Raw genomic sequence first — 24348 nt, 5'->3', positions numbered from 1 at the left:
CCCTATCTGCCAGCCCGGTCTGACGTGGCGCTTAGCGGTTCGGTGCGGTTCGGCTCGGCTCGGTGATTCCGTGGTTCGGTTCTGAATTTCTGCTCTTTTGACTGGTATCCCCTTTAATCAGGAGCGACTCGAAATCCGACAGGCCAAAGTTTTTGGTTCGGGATTCTCTCGTCCAATAAATGAGATAACGAACACGACATACCGGTAAAAGATCACCCCATGTATCTGGATTCTGAGCAGAGGGGATAACAGTCCAAAGCCCGAAGCGAAGATTGATTGATCTGATAGGGTTGATTGAAGGGGAATCACATCGCGCAATTTAGAAATGCGGTTGTATTTGCGAGACTCTTATCTCCAAGGAACGGATGTCCGGGAAGCCGGGGAATCGGGAGTACTCCTTCCATGGGTTATTCCTTATAAGCAGGGATGCCGAGCAGTTCCGGCAGAGAGGCGAAGGAATACCCTTGTTTTCTCAACGTTTCAATAGTGTAGGGGAGAGCATTGACGGTGTTCTGAAGATTTCCTCCTGTACCGATGGCACTATGCTGCAGGATAATAGCGCCGGGCCGCGCATGCGAAAGAATATTGGTGGCGACCTGCTCCGCCGTTAATCCCGACCAGTCAAGACTGTCAACATTCCACAGAATTATTTTGTATTTCAGGGCCATGGCCGTTTTAATCAACGGATCGCTTAACGCACCGTAGGGAGGACGGAGCAGCGCCGTTTTCCTTCCGGTCAAACGGTTGATTTCGCTCTCGGTCCGGAGGATTTCATTCCTCACCTCGTTAACCGGCAGCTTGCTCAGATCCGGATGATTCCACGAATGATTCCCGACGACATGCCCTTCTCTTACGATGCGTTTCAGAGAATCCGGATATTTCTGAATCCGCCATCCGACACAGAAGAAGGCCGCTTTCACCTTATGATCCCGCAGCACATCGAGAACCTGCGGCGTCCATGTTTCATCCGGCCCATCGTCATAGGTGAGGGCGATCTTCTTCACCGCCGGACCGTGCAGGATGACTTCATTCGGATAAAGGGCGGACCAGTCTATTAACTGCGGCTGAGGAGGCCGTTCTTGCGCGCTCTCCGGTCCTCCGGCATGTTCCTCCGGAATTCGATACCCTCCATGTAGGGGAACCATAGGATGACCGACAATATAAGGATAGTACGGTAAAGCAGGAGCAGAGGGGGAATAACCGCGCCATAGCCCATGGGGCGCCGGGACTGGGGAACCGGACGTGCCGCAGCAAGGACACGCGGGAACATAATAAAAGGGGTATCGCATGGGTCACCTCTCCTTGATCTCATTCTTATAAGTCTATGCCCGCCGGCTTTTCCACATCCCTGCAATGATATGATGAAGCCGTCTATGCTGCACTTAAGAGGATAGCAATCGTCCAATTAAGTTATCACTAATCATTCGTATATAAAGATCAGCCACAGGGCTGTTGACAAACTTTGTCCCAAGAAAAGCTATCTTTTTAAGCGATTATCGTTTCTCCAAAAAAACCAGAAAGAGAACCCTTGACAATTATATTAAAATCAATTATCTTTAATTCAAGATAATCAAATCCGAGATAAATGAAAGGAGGGAGCATGATGCCGCAATCTTTCGATCCGCATACTTCGGTTTCTTTGAAGCTGTTCATTGTGTTGTCTAAGGCTTACAAAACCATTATGGAGCGGGCGGTTCAGGACATGAAGAAGTATGGTCTGACGCCTACGGAATTTATGATTTTGGAAGTATTGTATATCAAGGGAAAAATTCCTCTGCAGCAAATTGGCGAGAAGATTTTAGTTACAAGCGGGAGTATAACCTACAATATCGACAAGCTTGAAAGCAAAGGACTCTTGCAGCGAATTCCCTGCGACAAGGATCGGAGAGTCATTTATGCGGAAATGACCCGGCGAGGCAAGGAATGGTTTTCCGATATTTTCGATAAGCATGTTGAGGTGGTTGTGTCCATGACGGATGCTCTAAGCATGGATGAAAAAAGAGAGATTACAGAACTGCTGAAGAAGCTGGGTAAAGGAGCCGAAGCCGGATAGCGGGTCTATAGTCTATAAGCTTACGGCGGTGAAGAAGTTATAACGACTGGAGCCATATTTTTTTGCATAATATCTTTAATTCAAGATTATTAATTTCAAATTAAATTTAGGAGGTCATTTATATGACAGCATTAGGACTTTTGATTATTCGTTTGGTTATTGGTTTATTGTTTATCGGACACGGGGCACAGAAGCTTTTTGGCTGGTTCGGTGGTTATGGACCTAAGGGGACGGGCGGCTGGATGGAATCGGTCGGAATCAAGCCCGGCGTGTTAATGGCGGTATTGGCCGGATTGATGGAACTGGTCGGCGGAGCGTTATTCGCCCTAGGTTTTCTCACTCCATTGGCGGCTGCGCTTCTGGTGTTGACCATGCTGGGGGCTATTGTTAAAGTGCACGCTCGCAACGGGCTGTGGTCGACCGCCGACGGTATCGAATATCCGCTTGTGCTGCTGGTAGTGCTCATTGGCGTAGCAATGATCGGCGCAGGCACTTATTCCTTGGATTTTCTGCTTCAATAAGCCGGCAAGTCCCGGAATTTGGTTCGGTGTTTAAGAATGGGGTAAGGGGAGAATATATTCCAAACAGCAGCAGCGGGAACCCGTTCTTCCCCTCCCTACTTCAAGAAAATCAAACAAAAAGGAGAGAGAATTATGTCGTTACAAACGGCTGGAATACACCACATAACTGCTTTTGCCAGAGATCCGCAGGCGAATGTCGATTTTTACGCAGGGGTATTGGGTCTGCGGCTTGTCAAAAAAACAATCAACTTCGACGCCCCCGAGGTATATCATCTTTACTTCGGGGACCAGGCGGGCAGTCCCGGAACGATCATGACCTTCTTTCCATGGCCGAACTCGCGCAGAGGTCGGGTTGGAGGGGGGCAAGTAGGAGTTACCACTTATGTCGTCCCGCCGGGAACGCTGGAATTTTGGGAAAACCGCTTGAAAAGCTTCGGAATCTCCACGGTGAAGCAAACCCGTTTCGGCGAAGAATACGTTCAATTCTCGGACAATGAAGGCCTGCGGCTGGAGCTCGTCGAACGGGAGGAAGGTCCGAACAGCGAATGGTCGTTCGGAGGCATTCCGGCGGAGAAGGCCATCAAAGGCTTTGGCGGAGCCATTCTGTTTAGCACGGATGCGGCCGCAACGAGAAAGACACTGGAACAAACCCTCGGCATGAAAAAGATAGGCGAGGATGTGGGGTATACCCGGTACCGGGCGTCAGGACAGCTCGGCAACATCATCGATGTTCCGCATTCCGACATTGCGATGGGGGCGGGGGGAGCCGGGACGGTACATCATATCGCATGGCGTGCCAAAGATTTCGCGGAGCATGTGGATTGGCGCGTGCTGGCGGAAGAGCAAGGCTATCAACCGACTCCGCTTATCGACCGGCAGTACTTTAATGCGATCTATTTCCGTGAACAAGGCGGAATCCTTTTTGAAATCGCAACGGATCCCCCGGGTTTTGCGCGCGATGAAGCTCCTTCGGCACTGGGAGAAAAATTAATGCTGCCGGAATGGTATGAGCCGTACCGGTCTGAAATTGAAGCGAATTTACCTCCTATTGAAATCAGAGCGATGGAGGGGAAGCAAGAATGAGACATCTTTTTGAACAGGGCTCAAACCCTGAAGCGCCGACGCTCGTACTGTTTCATGGAACGGGAGGTAACGAACGCGATTTGCTCCCGCTGGCGAGGATGATTTCTCCGGAATCGTCCGTGTTGAGCTTACGCGGTAACGTTTTGGAGAACGGAATGCCTCGTTTTTTTAGACGGCTGTCGGAAGGGGTGTTCGATGAGGAGGATCTGATTTTCCGGACAGGCGAGGTTTATCAGTTTTTGCAGCAGGCTTCTGCTCAGTATTCTGTGGACCCTGGCCGGTTAGTAGCCGTCGGTTATTCGAATGGTGCTAATATAGCGGGAAGTCTGCTGTTTCATTATCAGGATGCGCTGCAAGCGGCCATCCTGCATCATCCGATGGTTCCGCGGCGAGGGATTAAGCTTCCTGTTTTATCGGGAATCCCCGTTTTCATTGGCGCCGGCCTCAACGATCCGATTTGCCCGGCAGCCGAAACGGAAGAATTGCAGCAATTGTTAGGCGAAGCCGGTGCGAAAGTAAGTGTTCATTGGGAGCGCTATGGCCATCAGCTTACGGCGACCGAGGTGGAGGCGGCGGCCGCCTGGTTCAAGGAGCAATCGTTATGATTGCTATTGACCCGGAGAGCCGGAATGAGAGGGAGATTTACAAGCTGCTTATCGGCAGTGTTATCCCCAGACCGATTGCTTTCGTAACGACGATGACCCGGGATGGGGTGCTTAACGCGGCGCCGTTCAGCTTCTTCAACATCGTCTCGAGCCAACCGCCGATGCTTTCCATAGCAGTTCAACGCAGCAAGGGAGCCATGAAGGATACGGCGAGGAATGCCATCGACAGGGGGGAGCTTGTCCTGCACATCGTGGACGAGACCAATGTTGAAGCCGTTAATCAAACGGCGGCAAGCTTGCCCCCGGATGAAAGTGAAGTGGCCCTGGCCGGTTTAACGCCGGTAGACAGCGACATTGTATCCGTACCGGGTGTGAAAGAAGCGAAAATCCGAATGGAATGCTCGCTGGAACAAGCGATTCCGCTTGGGGGCCTGGCCGGAACTCCTGCTTGCGATTTGCTGATTGTTCGAGTCGTTCGCTTTCATTTATCAGATAATATTTATAACAATGGTTATATCAACCCCATAGGGTTAAGGCCGGTTAGCCGAATGGCGGGGAATGATTATTCCACGTTAGGCGAGTTGTTTTCCATCGAACGGCCGCAATAACAGAGATAGCTCTATTCGGGGCCGGATCAATAGATCCGGCCCTTATGGCCGTTCGACCTTCTTGACATTTTTACAGGGATCATATAAATTATTTTTGAAAGGAATGAATATTCATTCCGCGAGTTGGGAGGCTGTCAAATGTCAAAAAACAAAAGAATGGATATTTTGGAGGCTGCATTAGAGCTATTTGCCGAACGGGGCTACGACGGGACTACGGTGCCTACGATTGCGGATCAGGCACAGGTGGGAGCCGGCACCATCTATCGCTATTTTGCGAACAAGGAAGTCCTCGTCAACTCGTTGTTTCAAGAATGCATCCAGCAGCTTACCAATACCTTGATGACAAACGTGCCTCCGGCTGCGGCGCCGATCCGCGAACGCTTTAAGCATATTTTCTTCCGTATTAGCGAATATGCAGGCGCTCATGGTCAAGCTTTAACTTTCATCGCTTCCCATTCGGATGCCCCGTTCCTGAATGAGAGCAGCAGAGAGATGTTTGAACAATTTCTGGATTTAATTCGCGGTGTTATAGATGAAGGCAAAGAACAGGGGATGATTTGCCCGCTGCCTTCGAATGCACTGATCGCTATGGTATATGGAGCGATGGTCCAGCTTTTTAATATGATGAAGACCGGAGCACTGGAAGAAACGCCCGGTTTGTTGGCGCAAATTGAAGAATGCTGTTGGAACGCTATTCGTGTTCATTGAATAGCGAAGCTTTTTGCCCGAAACGGAATGAATATTCATTCCGTCCCTGCGTAAAAGTTAACACTTTTGTGAGGGCTGTATACCCCCAGGATACCAGTTCCATACTAACCTTTATCAGGAGGAGAATGCATATGACAACAACGATGATTCCACAACCCAAAACGTTCGGACCGCTTGGCAATCTTCCTTTATTGGATCTCGGTAGTCCGGTCCAATCCTTGGTCAAGCTGGCGGATCAGTATGGGCCTATCTTCAGAATGGATTTGCCCGGGCGGTCGGATTTATTTATATCCAGCCATGAGTTGGTAGCCGATGCTTGCGATGAGTCCCGCTTCGATAAGAAAGTATGGGCACCTTTGCAGAAAGTCCGCGCCTTCACCGGGGACGGATTGTTCACAAGTGAAACGGATGAGCCTAATTGGCATAAGGCGCACAATATTCTGCTGCCCAGCTTCAGTCAAACGGCCATGCGCGGTTATCACGGCATGATGGTCGATATTGCGCTCCAGCTTATTCAGAAATGGGCGCGCCTGAATCCGGATGAGAGTGTTGATGTGCCGGAGGATATGACCCGATTGACGCTGGATACGATCGGTCTGTGTGGGTTCAATTACCGTTTCAACAGCTTCTATCGGGAACAGCCGCATCCTTTCATTACAAGTATGACCAGGGCACTGGGCGAAGCCATGAGTCAGCTGCAGCGCCTGGATATTCAGGATAAGCTGATGGTAATTACCAAACGGCAGTACAAGCATGATATTCAAGCGATGTTCTCCCTGGTCGATAAAATCATTTCCGAGCGCAAAACCCAAGGCTATCAAGGTGGGGAAGATCTGCTTGCACATATGCTGAGCGGCAAGGATCCGGAAACGGGGCAGCCTTTGGACGATGAGAACATCCGATACCAAATCATAACGTTTCTCATTGCCGGGCATGAGACGACAAGCGGGCTATTGTCCTTTGCTCTTTATTTCCTCCTGAAGAACCCGGATAAGCTGCAGAAGGCTTATGAGGAAGTCGATCGCGTTCTAACCGATCCGGTGCCGAGCTATGCTCAGGTTCGCGAACTCAAATATATCCGGATGATTCTGAATGAATCGCTCCGGCTGTGGCCAACCGCTCCTGCTTTCGCCTTGTACGCCAAGGAAGATACGATGCTGGCCGGGAAATATCCAATGAAAAAAGGTGACAGCGTTAACGTGCTGATCCCTAAGCTTCATCGGGACACCTCCGTATGGGGAGAGGATGTCGAAGAGTTTCGCCCGGAACGGTTCGCCGATCCGAGCCAAATTCCTTACGACGCCTATAAGCCGTTCGGGAATGGCCAGCGGGCATGCATCGGGCAGCAGTTTGCCCTGCAAGAAGCGACATTGGTACTGGGAATGGTGCTTAAGCACTTCGAGATTATAGACCATACGAACTATCAGTTGAAAGTGAAGGAAACATTGACGTTAAAGCCGGAAGGCTTCACGTTGCGGGTTCGCCCCCGGGGCGGGCAGGTTTCCTATACTTTCTCCACGGCGGAGACAACGGCACCGGCGGGGAACAAGGGCGAGCAGGAGGTAAAGCCTGCGGTGGAAGCCCATAACACGCCGCTGCTTGTGCTTTACGGATCGAATATGGGCACGGCGGAGGGCATTGCACGAGAGCTCGCGGATACGGCCCGTTATTGGGGCTTCCGCAGCGAGGTGGCTCCATTGAGTGATCGCGTAGGCAAGCTGCCCAAAGAGGGGGCGGTCTTTATCGTCTCGGCATCTTATAATGGGAAGCCGCCAAGCAATGCCCGTGAATTTGTGCAATGGATTGAAGGAGTGGGGCCCGGCGAGCTGGAGGGTGTACGCTATGCGGTGTTCGGCTGCGGAGACCATAACTGGGCCAGCACGTACCAGCAGGTTCCCCGGATTATTGACGAGCAGCTCGCGGCCAAGGGAGCGACACGGTTGGCTGTCCGCGGGGAAGCGGATGCGAGCGGCGATTTCGAGAAGCAGGTCGAGGAATGGAGCGGGAAGATCTGGCCGGAAGTGCTCAGTGCTCTCGGACTGGAAAACATCAACGTTCCGCAGCAGGAACGAAGCACGCTGACCATGCGGTTCGTCAGCGGTCTTGTAGGAACCCCGATCGCCGACAGCTACGATGCGCTCCTTGCTTCGATAACGGAAAATCGCGAGCTGCAAAGTGAAGACAGCGAACGGAGCACGCGCCATATCGAGATTTCCCTGCCGGAAGGCGTCTCTTACCAGGAAGGGGATCACCTCGGGGTTATCCCTGAGAACGCGCCTGAGCTGGTAGAGCGTGTGCTTCGGCGGTTCGGGCTGAATGCCAGCGACCATCTTATTATTAGCGCGAGCGGACGCAGCGTCGTTCATCTTCCGCTCGACCGTCCGATTCGGGTGTATGATTTGCTCAGCCACAGTGTAGAGCTGCAGGAAGCGGCAACGCGTGCCCAGCTTCGTGAGCTTGCGGCATTTACCGTCTGCCCGCCTCATAAGAAGGAGCTGGAGGCCCTCCTGCAGGAGGAAGCCTATAAAGAAGAAGTGTTGGACAAACGTTTAACGATGCTTGATTTGTTGGAGCAGTATCCGGCCTGCGAGCTGCCGTTCGAGCGTTTTGTCGAGCTGCTGCCCTCGCTTAAACCGCGGTATTATTCCATCTCCAGCTCTCCCAAGATGCAGCCGGACAAGGCAAGCATTACCGTCGGCGTTGTACGCGGACCGGCCAAGAGCGGGCGCGGCGAATATCGCGGGGTGGCCTCGAATTATTTGGCCGCACGTCAGCCCGGGGAGCCCATCGTTCTGTTCGTCAGCTCGCCGGATTCCGGTTTTCAACTGCCGGAAAATCCGGAAACGCCTGTCATTATGGTCGGTCCGGGAACCGGGATTGCGCCATTCAGAGGTTTTCTGCAAGCCCGCAGCGCTTTGAAGCAGGAAGGCGCCAAGCTGGGTGAGGCTCATTTATATTTCGGCTGCCGCAACGAAAAAGACCAGATTTACCGGGAGGAAATGGAACGGTTCGAGCAGGAAGGAATCGTGCGCGTGCATACGGCATTTTCTCGAATAGAAGGAGCCGAAAAGACTTATGTCCAGCATCTGATGTTGAAGAATTCGCGGGAAATCATCCGTTTGCTTGACCAAGGTGGAAGGCTCTATATATGCGGAGACGGGAGCCGAATGGCTCCTGAGGTCGAGCTCGCTATACAGGAAGCCTACCGGGATGTTCATCAAGTCAGTGAGGAGGAGGCCCGTAAGTGGCTGAAGGGCTTGGAGAAGGAAGGTCGTCTTGCCAAGGATGTCTGGGCTGGAATCTAAATTGTCTGCAGGATATTGTAAAACTGCAGGTCTTTTGGGAAAAAGGCCGCGCGGTGGCTTATTCTAAAATGAAAATGCAGATCTTTTGGGAAAAAGCCGCGCGGTGGCTTATTCTAAAGCGAAAATGCAGATCTTTTGGGAAAAAGCCGCGCGGTGGCTTATTCTAAAGCGATACTGCAGGTCTTTTTGGGAAAAAGCCTCGAGGTGCCTTATTCTAAAGCGAAAATGCAGGTCTTTGGAGCGATTTTTGCGAAATGGGCCTATATTGTCCAAAAAACCTGCACATTTGAGCGTCTTTTGCCTTCTTTATGGAAAAAGGCGGGATTTTAGTGCACTTTTGCTCGTCTTTGACGGAGTCGATACCGACCCGGATGCGACGTGTGGCTTTCTCCAACGCCAATTGCTCCAATGGACAACGATGAAAGAGGGGAGTGATTGTGAGTGGAAAATTGACCGCTAGCCTTGTACGGAAAACTTCGAAGGCATACGTACTTTATAGGGTTTTCACGCACCTCTTTCATGTTAAACATCTATCCAGTACATGAATATTGGTAAAGCGGACAAAAATAAAGGCTGAAACCAACGTTCAAATAACCTTTACTGGAGTGATTTAACGAATGAAACGAATTGCGGTACTTTTCTTTCTAATAACGCTGATGATCTTTCCCTTGCAGACAGAGGCGGCGTCACCCGGAGGAGCCCATCACTTTGGCTTCAAAAAAAGCAAGAACGGGCAGCTGCCCTCCATCGATCAAGAAGGGTTTAAGGACATTGTTCAAAAGCACGGCGCCATCTTCTTGGGGGATACGACACAGAAAGAGCTCTATCTCACCTTTGATAATGGATATGAGAATGGCTTTACGCCCAAGATTTTGGACATATTAAAGGAGAAGCAGGTTCCCGCCGCCTTTTTTGTCACCGGTCATTTCGTCAAGGATCAGCCGGATTTGGTTAAGAGAATGGTTAGCGAAGGCCACGTCGTTGGCAACCATTCCTGGAGTCATCCCGATATGACCCGGATTTCCAAGGAGCAGATCCAGAGCGAATTGGATAAGGTGAAGGAGAAAGTAGCCGAGCTGACGGAGCAGAAAGAAATGAGCTTTCTACGCCCGCCCCGGGGAATCTTTAGCGACCGGATGCTTGGGGTCAGTAAAGAATTGGGATATACCAATGTGTTCTGGTCAGTCGCGTACAAAGATTGGGATGTTAACGACCAGCGGGGCGGAGGCTATGCTTACGAGAAAGTGATGTCCCAGCTTCACCCCGGAGCGGTCATCCTGCTCCATTCCATCTCCAGCGACAATGCAGCCGCATTAGGTCGGATCATAGATGAGGCCCGGCAGCAGGGCTATGAATTCAAGAGTCTTCATCAGCTGACCGTCAAAAATTATTAGGCCGGGATTATGCACAGAAAGGATAGCTGCGCAGGTTTGTCTGCGCAGTTTTCTTTTTTTGAAGTCGTACCGAACCTCGCTTGGGAACGTATGATCCCGCTATTTTTCACACCATATTCACGCCGTTTTTAGTATATTTAGGAAAAACTACGTCTCAAGCATCATGACCGATCAGTTTTAATAAAGGGGGGGATAGGGTTGTTTCAAGCGCAGATTAATTTGTAAGCGCATAAATTAATAAGCTCATAAGGGAGGTTTAATATAAATGCAGATGCATTTAAAAAAGTCACTGTTCTTATTTGCTCTACTCATACTTATTGCTTCATGGATGACAGCCTGTTCCACAGATGTGGCTGAGCCGGGGGAACCCGACCAGACAAGTGAAGAAGGGGGCGCAGAATCCAATGGAGAATCTGCTGAAGAGCCCTGGGCTTATCATGGAGATCCCGTCACGCTGAAGATGTTAATATGGATAGACGAAATAACGTTTAATTCCCGGTATAAAGAGCAGATCGAGGCGCAATTCCCCAACATTAAATTGGAGCTGATCAGCGGGAACCCGGTTGGCTCCGAGTTTATACAGGAATTAATAGCCAAAGGAGAAATGCCGGATATTAACGTCGGCAATCCAAGCAAAGAGCTGGTTGAAAATCTGGATTTCCTGATGCCGATCGATGAATATATCGAAAAGACCAATTTCGACTTAAGTATTTTTCAAGAAGGAATCGTTGACAATCTGCGCTCGCTGGATCCTCTCGGACAAGGACATCTGTATGGTCTGCCGGTCGAAAACAGCGTAAGGGCGCTGTTTTACAATAAAGATATTTTCGATTTGTTCGGAGAGCCTTATCCCGAGGATGACATGACCTGGGACGAAGTGCTGGAGATCGCATCGCGTTTAACGGTCAACCGTGAAGGGGTTCAATACAGGGGGCTCGTTCTCGCTCCGAACAGCACGCCTTTTATGCAGCTTGGCGTACCGGGCACCGACCCTCAAACCGGTGAAATTGTTTTTGCGGATGATCCCAGAACGAAGAAATTTTTTGAACTGCTGGACCGCTACAGGAGTATTCCCGGTATAGTGAACCCTGATACCAAGAATAATCCGGACGGCTTTAGCGACGGTAAGCAGAATATTGCCATGTGGGTCAATAACTCGCCCTGGCTGGAGCTGTTAACTCGTGTGGAAGGCTTTAATTTCGACATGGCCGCCGTTCCTACCTGGGCCGATATGCCGAACATCGCACCGACTTGGGGAGCCCTGCCGTTTAACATTACCAAGCACAGCAAGAACAAGGATGCGGCATGGTCTGTAATCTCCTACCTGGCTTCAGAGCAGGGGCAAATCGCGTTATCGCAGGCAGGAAGCCCGCCGGTTATCAAAAGCGAGGAAGCGATCCGTGAATTTACATCCATGCATGTTAAGGAAGAATATAATGTGACGGCACCATTCTCTCAAACTTTGGCCAAACTGGCGCCGTATTCGCCGTACGATGAAAGCTTCAGCGATTTTATCGCGACGAAGTCCGCGGAATTTCTGACATCGGATCAAGATGCGGTACAATTTATCAGGAAAATAGCGGAGGAGTACTCCGTCATCGTGGATGAGGTGAAGGGGCGCAAATAAATCGGTTCCCGGCCGAACTTGATCGGATAAAAGAATAGGAGCTTAAAAAACTGACATGCCGAATGTCAGTTTTTTCTTTTTTTTGCAATCCTTTCAAGGGCTCGAAAAGGGGAGCGTCAAATAGCAATCGATAAGAAATCTGAACTACGGCCGCATGCTAAAATAGGGAAGTTCTTAAGAAGCCGGAGGGATATCCTCCGGTCAGGAGAGGAGAAATGAATTCAGCTATGTCCGAAATGAATGACCAACGAAAGTCTGCCTTCGGAACTAAAAGCAACCGTCTGATTATATGGGTCATGGTGCTGGGAGTGTTCGTCGCGATTCTGAATGAAACCTTGCTCAATGTAGCCCTGACCCCCATTATGAATGACCTGGGGATATTGCCCAATACGGCGCAGTGGCTGTCGACCGGTTATTTGTTAGTCATTGCCGTCATGATCCCGGCCACCGCCTTCTTAATTCAGAGATTTACGACAAGAAAGCTGTTTTTGACCGCTATGGTCCTGTTTGCCGCCGGTACGCTTGTTGCCGCTTTGGCTCCGGGTTTTGCATGGCTGCTGGTCGGAAGGCTCGTTCAAGCCAGTGGAACGGCACTATTATTTCCGCTATTGACTAACGTCGTACTGGCCATGGTTCCTATGGATCGACGGGGAGCCGCTATGGGGACGATCGGGATCGTCATCACCTTCGCCCCTGCGATCGGTCCGACACTATCCGGCCTGATTGTCGCCCATTATAGCTGGAGGTTACTATTCTATGGAGTCTTGCCCATTGCGGCATTCGTGATCCTGTTCGCATATATGCGCTTGACGAATGTGCTGGATTCCAGCCGTCAGAAGGCGGATCTTGTTTCGATGCTGCTGTCTGCCGTCGGATTCGGCGGCATCGTATATGGGTTCAGCCGCGCCGGGGAAGGACACGGGGGCTGGTCTGATGCGGATGTGCTCCTTCCCGTGGCAATCGGCGGAATAGCGCTTATAGCGTTTATCCGCCGTCAGCTGAGGATGAGGCAGCCGATGCTCGATCTCCGGGCTTTTCAATCCGGCATGTTCTCACTTTCCGCAATTATCATGCTTATTGTTATGATGGCGATGTTCGCCACGATGATGCTGGTGCCGATCTTTCTTCAGACCGCGCTGGGTTACTCCCCGCTTGAAGCCGGTTTGGTCATGCTGCCGGGCGGGGTAGTCATGGGAATCATGTCTCCGGTTACCGGCAGAATGTTCGATCGGTTCGGAGCGAGGGGATTGGCGTTGACCGGCCTGATTCTGATGGTTGTCGCTCTGGTCGGGCTCGTCTCCATGACATTGTCGACTTCCTATCTCGTCATTACAGGGATGAATACCTTGATGATGCTGGGGATATCGATGCTGATGATGCCGCTCATGACCAATGGGCTGAACGCTTTGTCTCCATCGCTGTACCCCCATGGAACCGCGATTTCCGGAACGATTCAGCAAGTAGGGGGTGCTATGGGAATGGCGCTGCTTGTCACCGTCATGTCGAACGGCTCGGACCGTTTCAAGGCGGGGGCAGAGCGCACCGTGTCCAAGGAGCAATGGGAAGCATTGGCCACGGCAGCAGGAATGAAACAGGCCTTTCTCTTCGCATTGGGGCTTGTCATAGTCGCTCTTCTTCTGGCGGTCTTATTCCTTAGACGCTCATCTTCCCCGCAGGGGGAAGCGGAAGGGCAGCGAATCAACGCCCATTAAGAGACAAACGATAGCACGGGGTTGTCTCATCAGTCGATCTATGATTTATCAGCCCCGCCAGGGTTTAAATTTGGCTGCTAAAAAAGGACCCCGTTTCCACTTATAGTGGGATTTGAGGTCCTTTTTGCTTCATTTTTGGGATGTTTCCCGTTTTATGCGAAAGCTTTTGAGACAGCCCCGTTTCGTCGAGGATCGCTATGCCCAGTATTCATTACACCCATCCGAGAGCGACTATCGGGCCGGTCGCCCTTCTTGCTTATTCCACACGGATTCGAAGCCCGGGGTAGGCTTCATGCAGTTCGTGAACTCGCGCCTCGATCTCCGCTCTGTCAAAGCGGCCTGCAAACAGCTCCCTCTCGGGGCTGAATGTAACGCTCGTTCCGGTCTCGTTCGTCTCGCCAACGGTCATTAGCCCGGATTGCGGAATGCCGTGCCGGTAATCCTGCCGATAAATTCCTCCGTCTCGGCGGATTTCCACACTCAGCCAGCGGGACAAAGCATTGACCACCGCGATGCTGATCCCTTTCTCCGCGCCGGGAGCGAAGAACGACAGCTTGGGATCGCTGAACAGGTCGAGATTCGTCATGACGGATTGCACGGCAGGCTGGCCGGTTTGCGGCAGCAGCTTGGTCGAGATGCCCCGGCCGTTATCCGCCACGGTGACACTGCCATCGTCATGCAGGTAGATTCCCATCTCGCTGCAGAAGCCGGCTTGATGCTCCTGAATCGTATTGCTGACAACCGCCCACAGAAGCTGGTGGGGATCATAGCCTTCCTTCGCGGGAGCGCCTAAATAGCTGTGGGCTTCATTGCGAGCTTCCGTCATGGCGATATAATCGCTGGTATCGATTAAATCCGCGACGGCCGATAACAGGAACAGAACAGGAAAGCGCCGGTGGACCGGAATCGTATAGCGCCCGCCCCGTTCTTCCTGCATCAGTAAATCAGCCCCGGTCAATGCCTTCAAATGGTGGTAAAGCTGCCCGGTCGTCCCCATGTTCAGCCGTTCCACCAGTTCCGCCCCGGTTAGAGGCTCGTTCCATACCTCCAGGAGCAGCTCCAGCCGCTGCTTGTGCCCAAGGGCGGAAAGCACCTTGGCCGCCTTCGCCCTGTTAACGCCGAGCAGTTCGTCCGCCTGCCTTTGCTGCGGTTCACACCGTATCGTTCGGTCACCGCTCCGGTAAGAACCCGAGAAGTAAATTGAGCAGGATTCGATGCCGTCTTCCTGCAGAAGCTCTGGCTTCTCCGCACGGTCATTCCCTCCCTCGAAAACAGGCTGTTCTTCCAGCCCGGCCATTCGCCGAACCAGCCTCTCGATCTCTGCCATCCTTGCTTTCAAATCATCCAACTCAGCACCATAATTTCGATCCACGCATCCCCACTCCTTGAGAGCTGATTTAAACACGCTATCGATTCGCTGATTTAAAATTACGTAATTACGTGTTTACGTATATTTTAACTTAAATTGACATGGTTGTAAATGGATATTTGCGTTGAACGGTGTAAAAGTCACTCCAGGGGATGGCCCGGATTATTTTTTGAGAAAGAAGGGGATTCCGGAAAAACCTAGAAATCATTTGGATGGGGAACCTTCAAATATGGGGAAGAATTTGAAAAATCGGAGGAAGATAGCAATGAAATTGTTTATGACCGTAGATATGGAAGGCATTACGGGGCTGGTGGATCCGACGTTCGTCAATTCCAGCATGCAGCATTATACCCGAGGCCAGCAGCTGATGACCGATGAAGCGAATCACGTAATCGATGCGGCATTTCAAGCCGGATGCCGGGAAGTCATAGTTAACGACAGTCATTCCAAGATGAATAACCTTCTGATCGAGAAGCTTCACCCGGAGGCCAAGCTGATTTCCGGAAATGTCAAACCATTTTCGATGATGCAAGGGCTGGATGCCAGCTTCGATGCTGCGGTGTTCCTTGGCTATCATGCACGTGCGTCCATGAAAGGGGTTTTAAGCCATACGATGATTTTCGGCGTTCGTCATATGTACATAAATGATGTGGTGATCGGTGAATTCGGATTTAACGCCTATTTGGCCGGTTATTACGGAGTGCCTGTCGTCATGGTTGCAGGGGATGATGAAATAGCCAAAGAAGCGGAGGCTCTTATTCCGGGAATCACAACGGCCATCGTTAAGGAGCAGGTTTCACGCACGTCAGCGGTCTGTCTTACCCCTCACAAAAGCGGCCGGCTTCTTCGCGAGAAAACGGCGCAGGCCCTGCAAAATCTGGAGAAGGTGAAGCCGCTCACCCCACCCGACAATCCGCTGCTCCGGATCGAATTTGCGAACTACGGCCAGGCGGAATGGGCAAATCTGCTCCCGGGAACTCACATCGAGGAAGGGACAACGATCGTCTCTTATCGAGCCAAGGATATTTTGGAAGCCTACAAGGCGATGATCGTCATGACGGAGCTGGCGATGAAAACACAATTTTGTTAAAGGTCCGGCACGTTTTGAATGAAACGTCATATCATGTGTCGGTCGCTATTTTTGCCAATGAAGGCTGCTGTAGTTTGGAGGGAGGCATTGCTTTTTCAACTTTCGAATACTTTAGCGGGGATGAAGATAAGACGGTCTTATTGCTTAAAATAAAGTAGAGGTAACGATCATCCGCAGCTTTCGGAGAAAAGCACCCGTCTCCCAATATACGTAAACTCATGCCGGGACTGTGGGCATGAGCTTTTTTCCTTTGGCGGTAGAGGAATTCGTTAATCGTTAAGGGAAATCGTTGAAGGAACCGTCAATGTTTTACATAAATTAAACACTTGTTTATAATGATTTATAGTTAAATATTAGGTAAATTTTTAAACACGGAGAGCATCCATTTATTGGGTTCTTCCCATTCCGGTTTAAAGGTTGAGCTTAGGAGATCGAGTCATTTGCCTATTAGCCGAAACAGAGTCCAAGCATGGAAAACCATTGTCATCGTAATCCTATTTCTGGCTATCCTTATTGGTGCGCGTTTATTCTGGATAGCGATGTTTTATCATGCGGATCAGCCCCATGCCGTGAACGGCCGGCTCGACTTGCGCGGCTGGGATGCCGAGGAAGGCCAGACGATTAAGCTGGACGGAGAGTGGGAATTTTATCCTCATGCAATGTTGGCGGATCAACCGGGGGTACCCCTTGGAGTCGAACCCCATATACTTTCGGTACCGGGAAAATGGAATGATTCCATGCAGCCGGAAGGGAGCACTCCCTATGGCTATGGCTCGTATCGTCTGCAAATTCTCGTAAATCCGGAAGATGAATACACCTATACCATCCGTATTCCAAGCGTTAGAAGCTCGTCGGCCTTGTATGTCAATGGGCGGCTGCTGGCCCAATCCGGGGAGCCCGCCGCGGAGGAGAAGGAGTATGTGGCGAGGAATGTTCCTTATTCCGCCTCCTTCTCCACGAATGGCAGTGAAGTGATCGACATTGTTATACAAGCGGCAAATTATAAGGATTCCCGTGGCAGCGGGATCATCCGCTCGATCAAGTTCGGTACGGAAGCGGCAATGGCACGCGAGACGCAGCTATCGATCAACATGCAGCTAATCTCTGCCGCCGTATTTCTTGTACAGGCTGCTTTCGGGATTATATTGTACATTCTGAGTTCCAAGGATAAGCAACCGCTATATTTTTCCCTAACCCTTATTAGCGCGGTACTGACGATTTTATCGGGAAGCGAAGACAAATTATTGCAGTACTGGTTCCCGATGAGTTACGATTGGAGCTTTAAATTTGTCGCGCTGGCCCTTATCGGTCTTACCGTTGCTTTGATGCTATATGTGAAGCCGCAGATTCCTGTAATTATGCGAATCATCGTACCTGGATATACGGTCCTGTGCGCGATTGCCGCATTGCTGGTCGTTCTTATGCCCGGCTGCAGCTCCGAAGCTTTTCCATGCGAACGATAGCAACGGGAGTGTTGGACATGCTTCATTTCATGACAGAAGGGAAGCGGGTGCGCCTGGTCAATCGTATTCCGGAACAATTTCCGGATGTGTATGCGGATGAAAACCGGGTCATCCAAATCGTATACAATCTGCTTCACAATGCGGTCAAATTTACTAACGAAGGTGAAATTGCGATTCGGGGAGTAGTAAAAGACGGAAGGGCGCATATTGCGATTACGGATACGGGTATCGGGATGGATGAGGACACGCTGCGATATATCTTTGAGCCTTATGAGCAGGGCGACCCCGGAAAGACGATGGTTGAGGGAGGCTTTGGCCTCGGGCTTAGCATTTGCAAACAGCTGGTAGAATTGCACGGAGGAACGCTAAAGGTTAGTTCTGCACCCGGACAAGGCTCGAAATTCGTCTTCAGCTTGCAGATTTCCGACTCCGCCGCAGCACAAGAAGAATCGAAGACGGGAGTCCTTAAATCGATTGATGACGCTAGAACGGTATTGGCCGCTGCTTCCGAGGCCGGCTCGATCTCCTCGCTGCAACCAGGGCAGGAAAATCAGTCTGATCCATCCCGAATATTAGTCGTAGACGACGATCCGGTTAACCTGAACGTGATCTATAATATTCTTTCATCGGAAGGATTCGATATTACGGCGGTAACGAGCGGTTCGGAAGCGCTCAGTATGCTGGATACCAAGGAATGGGATTTAGTTATTTCCGACGTCATGATGCCTAATATGTCCGGGTATGAGCTGGCGCGCAGCATCCGCGAGCGTTATCCGGTCACGGAGCTTCCCATTCTGCTCCTTACGGCCAGGAACCGGCCCGAAGATATCGCAAACGGCTTTCTGTCCGGTGCCAACGACTACGTGACGAAGCCGGCAGATGCGTTGGAATTAAGGTCCAGGGTACATGCGTTAACCGAGGTAAGAAAGTCGGTGCGGGACCGGCTGCGAATGGAGGCAGCATGGCTTCAGGCGCAAATTCAGCCCCATTTCTTATTCAATACATTGAACGCTGTAACGGCTCTAAGTGAAATCGATCTGGGGAAAATGCGCGATCTGATTGATGAGCTGGGCAATTTTTTGCGAAATAAATTTCAGTTTCAATACAAGGATGAGCTTGCCCCGGTAGAAGATGAGCTGAATATCGTCCGATCCTATCTCTATATTGAACAGGTGAGATATGATGACAGGCTGCGCGTCGCTTGGGAGATCGGAGAATGCAAGGATTTGAAAATCCCGCTGCTAACTATCCAGCCCCTGGTCGAAAATGCAATAAAACACGGCATCATGAAGCGTTCCCGTGGAGGAAATATTGTTATTCGGATTTCTCACTTCGATACTTATGCAGAAATATCGGTGGAGGACGATGGTGTCGGGATGGATGAAGCCCGATTGCAGCAAATACTGGACAGAAAACCGGACAGCAAGTCGGGAGTCGGTTTGATTAATACGGATCGAAGACTAAAACGGTACTATGGCAAGGGACTTCAAATAGAAAGCATGCCAGGCGTTGGAACTAAGGTATTCTTTATTGTTCATACGAAGAAATAAGCTGGTAGGATGGCAATTCCCGTGGTCCGGTGGGGGATTGTGTCCTTTTAGCAAAAAAGGATTGACGTTATTCGCAGTGTGCTGATACAATGTGGTCAATCCCGACTGGGAGCGCTCTCAGTCGATAATATATCGGAGGTTTCAATGAATCAGCTTGTTCAGTTGCTGCAACAAAAGACAGCGTTGATCGTCAGTCTCCCCGCAAATTCCTTGGAATTGTTCCAAGCGGCAGCGGAAGGTGGAGCGGATGCTATCAAGATTCACTTCAACATTGAGCATCGTGCCAGCGGAACGTCGTTTGGTCCGACAACGGAATATACGGATTTGTTATCGAACATGCGCGGGATGTTCGCCGGATCGATCGGGGCTGTGGCAGGGGACTCGCCTCAGAAAGTAACGAAGGAAGAAGTGGACCGGCTGGTTTCCTTCGGAGTCGATTTTATTTCCTTGTATTCCCGGCATGCGCCTGGTTGGATGCTTAGCGACAAGAGGATTGACAAGATGCTGGCAGTAGGCGCCGATTATAGAGAAAGCACTGTCACCGCATTACGGTCCCTGCCGATCGAGATGCTGGAGGCCTCTATTATTCCACCTCAGGAATATGGCGATCCTTTATCCATCGACGATTTGCTGAATTACCGCTGGCTTGTGGAAAATTCAGGGAAGCCGGTTATCGTTCCAAGTCAACGGAACCTTCAGGTCGAGGAGCTGGAGGCCCTTCAACTTACCGGGGTGAGGGGAATCATGATTGGAGCGATTGTGACCGGAACCGATGCGAGTTCGATCTATGAAGCGACGAGAAGATTCCGGAGCGAATTGGACCGCTTGACTGAATAATTGGACGGTTGGTATAAGAGAGACGGAGGTTCCGAATAAATGGCATCGCAAGCCAAGTAATGAACGCAGGATCGGAGCGTGGAGTTATGAGACATCGTATTGCGCTTGTTCCGCTGGATAGCCGGCCGTGCTGTCAGTGGTTCCCGCGAAAAATTGCAGAGATCGCCGACGTGGATCTGCATATGCCACCAATCGAAATGCTTGGAAAGTTCATGACCCCCGGACACTGTGAGAGCATTCATGGTTGGCTGCTCGAGGCGGCAGATTCGGTCGATGGTTTGGTTGTAGCTGCCGACCAGCTCGCCTTCGGCGGCCTGATTGCTTCGCGCACTAACGAACGGGCTTTGGAGCAGGCCCGGGAAACGCTGGAGGCATTACGTGCCGTTAAGGCAAAGTACCCAAGCAAGCCTCTATTTGTCTCGAGTGTACTCATGCGTATTACAATAACAGGAAGGAATGCCGAATACGTAAAATATAAACACCTTGTGCAGCGGTATTCGGAGCTGTCCGACCGGCATTTGCGGTTAAAGGAGCCGGGTCTTGAGCAAGAGATATTGCATGTCAAGGCTCAGATTCCGAATGAAATTTTGCTGGATTTCTTCCAGGCGCGAGAACGAAATATGTGCATCCACAAGCTGCTGATTGATTGGACGGCAGAAGGCATCATCGATTATTTAAGCATCACACAGGAGGATGCCAGCCCTGTAGGCGTTCACATTAAGGAGCAGTGGGAACTGCAGCGTTACATCTACGACCGACATGTTCAGGCCAAGACGATGATATATCCCGGCGCGGACGAAGGAACCCAAACCTTGCTCGCCCGTATGGTGCAGAGGTTAAACAGACGCAAGGCGAAAGTGTTTCCGAGATTTACATCCGAGGCGGGCAAGCAGGTCATTCCGGAATTCGAAGATCGTCCTCTGGAAGAAACGGTCAAGGCGCATCTGCTGGCAGCGGGCGCGGTAATCGTAGATTCGCCGCTGGAGGCGGATTTGATATTAGCGGTGAACTCCCCATTGAATAATATTCACAATGGTGGGAGCGAGACGGAGCCGGTGAATGCTTTATTCAATCCGCGGCATCTGATCACCGATCTGGCGGAGAATGCCCGATACCACTTAGAGCAGGGGCGGCGAGTGGCGATTGCGGATGTGGCTCTGCCCAACGCTTCTGACATTGAGCTGGTCCGTTACTTGCTCGATGAGCGCCTCTTCACCCGGCTGTCCGGCTATGCCGGCTGGAATACGGCGGGCAACAGCCTCGGTACGTGTATTTCCCACGCTATTGCCCGCACGATGTATGAGCTGCAGAGACCAGGAGGAGCGCCGACTCTTCCGGCGAATGAGACGGTGGATAATGCGAGCAGGCCTGAGAAGGCGCATTACTCGTTCCTGATATCCCGGCTTATGGATGAATGGGGCTATCAGGCACAGATACGCGGGGAAGCAAACCGATGGATCGAAGCGAATCTGTCGGTCAGTCCTTGGGATCTGGAGACAGAGTACGATCAGGTAAACGCCAGGATCATTCAACGGATAAAGGAGCTGTTTGAGGCTACGAAGCCGCTGATTTGTGCCGGAGATCGTGGAGTGGGGGAAATCCCGGCAGCTATCCGGGACGCTGAACTCGTTCTTGTGCAATTGCCCTGGAACCGAACGTTCGAGCTGGATGTCCGTGTAGACGTAGAGCTAGTATAATGAGAAGCAAGCTCCCCGATTGAATTCGTTTAATACGTTTGAATATTGAACACTTAACCGCCTATTGGCGGTTTTTTTGCATAGCGGGAGAGTCTGCTGCTGCAAAGAGCGAAATTATCCCATCTTTCCGTTGATTTTGCTTGCGGCGTCGTTTAAACTTCATAGAAAGCGACCTCTTAGATGGGCATTTTTAGTAGGGTATCCGCGTCATCCCTTGTCCTTCTGAGGCGCTTTTTTCATTTTGGCAAGCCATTTATCCGTGAAATTTCCTTCAGGGAGGGTTTATATGAAAACCACAATCTATATGGTAAGACATGCGAAAGCCCCGTATATTTTCGGACAGGAGCAAACGAGAGGGTTGTCTGAGGAAGGTCTGGCCGCCGCACGCAAAGTAGCCGACATTTTAGCAGAAGTGGAAGTTGATTATATTATTTCAAGCAATTATAGGAGAGCCGTGCAGACGGTTCAAAATTTGGCCGAGAGAAAAGGGCTTCCCGTTATCGAATTTGACCAATTAAGAGAAAGAGCCATTATTGGGCTGGAATATGAGGCGGAGTGGGAAGATTTGTTGAAGGCGATTGAAAAATCATTCGCTGATCCGGATTTTGCACTGGAAGGCGGAGAATCGACGAGGGAAGCTCAACAACGAGCCATTCCGGTCATCGAGGAGCTCCTTAATGATCACCGCGGCCAAAATATTGTGGTCGGTACTCATGGAAACATCATGACAATCATAATGAACTATTATAATAAAGAGTTTGGCTTTGATTTTTGGAGAAGCATTTCGATGCCGGACATCTATAAGCTGACCTTCACCGGTAACCGGTTGGAAAGCGTCGAGAGAGTATGGGAAGTGATATGAAATCGGATTAACCAGTCGTGATGCTTTAATCGCAAGAGGCAAGGAGGATTTAGGTGAAAATTAGACCATATCAACCCAAGGATCAGGAAGCTGTCCAAAAGCTGCATTGGGCAGGACTTGATCAATTCAATGCAAGGATGGACGGGCCCGATATAGATCAAGATTTGGAAAACATCGAGCAGATCTACATAAACAACAACGGGGACTTTATTGTGGGACTGATAGATGACCGAGTGGTAAGCATGGCGGCTTTTCGCAAAATGACGGAAACGGTCGCAGAAATCAAGAGGATTCGGGTCGATCAGCCATTTCAGAAAAAAGGGCTTGGGCAGCAGATTTTATCTGCACTGGAAAAATCGGCCGAGGAAAAGGGCTATCGGAAGCTTAGATTGGACACGACAAGCAGCCAGCAGCCGGCCCAAAAATTGTTTGAAAGAAACGGTTATCAGGTGACAGGACGAAAATTGTGGAATGATCTGGAAATCATATTTTATGAAAAGGACATTTCCCCGATCATGTGACCATCCTTTACACTAAACTATTAAACATTTTTCGGGGAGAGAGGGTTCTAATGGATAAAGTTAATAATAGGAAAAATATCGTTCTAATAGGTATGACAGCCTGTGGGAAAAGCACCATTGGAGCTTTGATTGCCAAAGAACTGGATATGACATTTATTGATACAGACCTTACCATACAACAAAAATACGGTAAGCCATTGTGGCAATTACTTGAGGATGTCGGAAGTAAAGAATTTATTATTAAAGAATCCAAAGTGATTTGCTCGCTTGATTGCATAAATTGTTGTATAGCAACGGGTGGGAGCGCTGTCTATTCCGATGAAGCTATGAACTTTTTAAAGCAAATAGCAGTTATAGTCTATATTAATCTTTCATATCCGAACGTAGAAAAACGATTTGCCGATATAGATATAAAAAGCCGCGGGATAGTTATGGATAATGGGACAACACTGTTTGATGTATATAATGAAAGAAAAATATTATACAGCAAATATGCCGATTACACGATCGAGGCCGATGATAAGTCTATCGAAGAATTGGTAGCGCAAATAATTAGCTTATTTTCAAAAGAAAGCAAATGCATTTAAGAAAAATGGGTTGCCTCATCTCATCCCAAGATTTCAAATGTTCCCCTGACCCGCTTATTCGTATCGAATCAATCTCGCGTTTTGAGCCGGACCGCTCACTTAATCTTGCTATTCTCAAGCTTCTGACTGTTATCCCCTTCGCTCAGACAGATAATTACCGGATCTTATCTTCTGAGTCGGTCAACATTTTTATAATGGAATGACATTTATTTAGATGGGCATGTCCGGAATAAGTCCACTACAGAGTGTAGGACAGTTTACATAAGTTCGTTGAGAGATATCCGTATAAAAACACGGGTTGATCAAAAATAGGGACGTTTGGTTACCCCGCAGGGCAGACTTCTGACTATAGGGGATAGCAGTCAAAAAGGGAGAAGTAAAGGAAGGCAGCCTTCCGGGAGGAACTGAGTATAAGGGATACCAGTCAAAAGAACATAGAAAGAGGATTGAACCGCCAGATGAAACTGAGTGAAGGGGATAGTAGTCCAAAGGGACGTAGAAAAGAAGCAAATCGGTTCCAAAGACCTGCACATTAGCAGGTCTTTGTCTTTTGGAAACGTATTAAAGGAGCGATTCGGCAAATTGCGATTGATACAGTTTGGCATACAGGCCCCCCAGCTTCGGCAAATGCTCGTAAGTTCCCTTGCTTCACGATTTGGACGGATCGATCCAGCGTGGGGGCTTAGTACAAAAATATGTTACATCATTAGTTATCGAATTTATGGAATTTGCCGAAGGGGCCGCAGAAACGATCAT

General features: G+C 50.1%; 20 protein-coding genes. 18 read left to right on the top strand and 2 right to left on the bottom strand.

What is annotated here, in order from left to right; genetic code table 11:
* Positions 1-407 precede the first annotated feature (407 nt).
* Positions 408-1289 (bottom strand): polysaccharide deacetylase family protein, encoded by an 882-nt coding sequence (locus ACTHRH_RS20040; protein WP_440417323.1) that lies wholly within the window; start codon positions 1287-1289, stop codon positions 408-410.
* A gap of 314 nt (positions 1290-1603) precedes the next feature.
* Here ACTHRH_RS20040 and ACTHRH_RS20035 point away from each other — a divergent pair, with 314 nt between their 5' ends.
* From ACTHRH_RS20035 to ACTHRH_RS19990, 10 genes are all read left to right on the top strand, one after another.
* Positions 1604-2053 carry a MarR family winged helix-turn-helix transcriptional regulator gene (locus ACTHRH_RS20035; RefSeq protein ID WP_440417347.1) on the top strand — a complete coding sequence of 150 codons (450 nt, stop codon included), beginning with the start codon at positions 1604-1606 and terminating at the stop codon, positions 2051-2053.
* Between the two features lie 122 nt (positions 2054-2175).
* Positions 2176-2574, top strand: coding sequence for a DoxX family protein (locus ACTHRH_RS20030; protein ID WP_379286483.1), 399 nt, complete (start codon positions 2176-2178; stop codon positions 2572-2574).
* 132 nt (positions 2575-2706) lie between these two features.
* Entirely contained in the window at positions 2707-3657 is a 951-nt protein-coding gene (locus ACTHRH_RS20025; protein ID WP_440417320.1) for a ring-cleaving dioxygenase, read from the top strand.
* The gene (locus ACTHRH_RS20020; protein WP_144939175.1) at positions 3654-4262 is read left to right on the top strand and encodes an alpha/beta hydrolase; all 609 of its coding nucleotides are present in this window, start codon (positions 3654-3656) and stop codon (positions 4260-4262) included. The genes ACTHRH_RS20025 and ACTHRH_RS20020 overlap by 4 nt, the downstream gene beginning before the upstream one ends.
* Positions 4259-4870 (top strand): flavin reductase family protein, encoded by a 612-nt coding sequence (locus ACTHRH_RS20015; protein WP_379286487.1) that lies wholly within the window; start codon positions 4259-4261, stop codon positions 4868-4870. Before ACTHRH_RS20020 ends, ACTHRH_RS20015 begins: the two co-directional genes overlap by 4 nt.
* A gap of 138 nt (positions 4871-5008) precedes the next feature.
* Positions 5009-5578 carry a TetR/AcrR family transcriptional regulator gene (locus ACTHRH_RS20010; protein WP_379286489.1) on the top strand — a complete coding sequence of 190 codons (570 nt, stop codon included), beginning with the start codon at positions 5009-5011 and terminating at the stop codon, positions 5576-5578.
* A gap of 131 nt (positions 5579-5709) precedes the next feature.
* Positions 5710-8883: a bifunctional cytochrome P450/NADPH--P450 reductase gene (locus tag ACTHRH_RS20005; RefSeq protein ID WP_440417317.1), complete on the top strand. Its 3174-nt coding sequence runs from the start codon at positions 5710-5712 to the stop codon at positions 8881-8883.
* A gap of 617 nt (positions 8884-9500) precedes the next feature.
* Positions 9501-10277: a delta-lactam-biosynthetic de-N-acetylase gene (gene pdaA / locus ACTHRH_RS20000; RefSeq protein WP_440417315.1), complete on the top strand. Its 777-nt coding sequence runs from the start codon at positions 9501-9503 to the stop codon at positions 10275-10277.
* 265 nt (positions 10278-10542) lie between these two features.
* Entirely contained in the window at positions 10543-11904 is a 1362-nt protein-coding gene (locus ACTHRH_RS19995; RefSeq protein WP_440417313.1) for an extracellular solute-binding protein, read from the top strand.
* A 215-nt stretch (positions 11905-12119) separates the two neighbouring features.
* Positions 12120-13616 carry a DHA2 family efflux MFS transporter permease subunit gene (locus ACTHRH_RS19990; RefSeq protein WP_440417311.1) on the top strand — a complete coding sequence of 499 codons (1497 nt, stop codon included), beginning with the start codon at positions 12120-12122 and terminating at the stop codon, positions 13614-13616.
* A 256-nt stretch (positions 13617-13872) separates the two neighbouring features.
* Here the strand turns inward: ACTHRH_RS19990 and ACTHRH_RS19985 are convergent, their stop codons facing one another.
* On the bottom strand, positions 13873-14988 hold the full coding sequence (locus tag ACTHRH_RS19985) for an ATP-binding protein (RefSeq protein WP_260982144.1): 1116 nt from the start codon (positions 14986-14988) through the stop codon (positions 13873-13875).
* A 262-nt stretch (positions 14989-15250) separates the two neighbouring features.
* Here ACTHRH_RS19985 and ACTHRH_RS19980 point away from each other — a divergent pair, with 262 nt between their 5' ends.
* The 8 genes from ACTHRH_RS19980 to ACTHRH_RS19945 all read left to right on the top strand — a co-directional run bounded on the left by ACTHRH_RS19980 (position 15251) and on the right by ACTHRH_RS19945 (position 23592).
* Positions 15251-16075: a M55 family metallopeptidase gene (locus tag ACTHRH_RS19980; protein ID WP_440417309.1), complete on the top strand. Its 825-nt coding sequence runs from the start codon at positions 15251-15253 to the stop codon at positions 16073-16075.
* A 440-nt stretch (positions 16076-16515) separates the two neighbouring features.
* Positions 16516-17538, top strand: a complete 1023-nt coding sequence (locus tag ACTHRH_RS19975; RefSeq protein ID WP_440417307.1) for a hypothetical protein — start codon at positions 16516-16518, stop codon at positions 17536-17538.
* A gap of 8 nt (positions 17539-17546) precedes the next feature.
* A complete protein-coding gene (locus ACTHRH_RS19970) occupies positions 17547-19088 on the top strand; it encodes an ATP-binding protein (protein ID WP_440417345.1) in 1542 nt (513 codons plus the stop codon).
* Between the two features lie 144 nt (positions 19089-19232).
* Positions 19233-19925 (top strand): hypothetical protein, encoded by a 693-nt coding sequence (locus ACTHRH_RS19965; RefSeq protein ID WP_144939161.1) that lies wholly within the window; start codon positions 19233-19235, stop codon positions 19923-19925.
* 86 nt (positions 19926-20011) lie between these two features.
* Positions 20012-21622 (top strand): DUF4127 family protein, encoded by a 1611-nt coding sequence (locus ACTHRH_RS19960; protein WP_440417305.1) that lies wholly within the window; start codon positions 20012-20014, stop codon positions 21620-21622.
* A gap of 286 nt (positions 21623-21908) precedes the next feature.
* Entirely contained in the window at positions 21909-22484 is a 576-nt protein-coding gene (locus ACTHRH_RS19955; protein WP_144939157.1) for a histidine phosphatase family protein, read from the top strand.
* A 53-nt stretch (positions 22485-22537) separates the two neighbouring features.
* On the top strand, positions 22538-23005 hold the full coding sequence (locus tag ACTHRH_RS19950; RefSeq protein WP_144939155.1) for a GNAT family N-acetyltransferase: 468 nt from the start codon (positions 22538-22540) through the stop codon (positions 23003-23005).
* Positions 23006-23055: 50 nt separating this feature from the next.
* A complete protein-coding gene (locus ACTHRH_RS19945) occupies positions 23056-23592 on the top strand; it encodes a shikimate kinase (protein WP_440417302.1) in 537 nt (178 codons plus the stop codon).
* Positions 23593-24348: the final 756 nt, after the last annotated feature.

Source organism: Paenibacillus sp. SAFN-117 (assembly GCF_051966115.1).
In the GTDB taxonomy this organism is placed as follows: Bacteria; Bacillota; Bacilli; order Paenibacillales; family NBRC-103111; genus Paenibacillus_L; species Paenibacillus_L residui.
Note: the sequence above shows the minus strand (reverse complement) of the source record. Positions and strands in the feature narration are given on the sequence as shown.